The sequence below is a fragment of the Vibrio sp. 10N.222.49.A3 genome (assembly GCF_041475145.1).
GTDB classification, from domain to species: domain Bacteria; phylum Pseudomonadota; class Gammaproteobacteria; order Enterobacterales; family Vibrionaceae; genus Vibrio; species Vibrio tasmaniensis_A.
Genome location: NZ_JBFRVM010000330.1, coordinates 1 through 262, shown reverse-complemented (window position 1 = coordinate 262; position 262 = coordinate 1). Strand labels below are relative to the sequence as shown.

The window sequence follows — 262 nt, the reverse complement described above, 5'->3', positions numbered from 1 at the left end:
ACTCCCCTACGGGATACCACTTCCTTCAAGAAGTAAAAAGGGTCGTTAGCTCAGTTGGTAGAGCAGTTGACTTTTAATCAATTGGTCGCAGGTTCGAATCCTGCACGACCCACCATTTCCTCCCAAGGAAATAAAATTTGGGGCGATTAGCTCAGTTGGGAGAGCGCCTGCCTTGCACGCAGGAGGTCTGCGGTTCGATCCCGCATAGCTCCACCATTCCTTCCATAAGGAATTAAAACTTTTATGGGCGATTAGCTCAGTT

Annotated in this window: 2 tRNA genes; both read left to right on the top strand. The window is 48.5% G+C overall.

The window, feature by feature from the left end:
• The first annotated feature begins 39 nt into the window (after window positions 1–39).
• Window positions 40–115 (top strand) — tRNA-Lys (locus tag AB4589_RS25430).
• Between the two features lie 24 nt (window positions 116–139).
• Window positions 140–216: transfer RNA gene (locus AB4589_RS25425), tRNA-Ala, on the top strand.
• The last annotated feature ends 46 nt before the right edge of the window (window positions 217–262 follow it).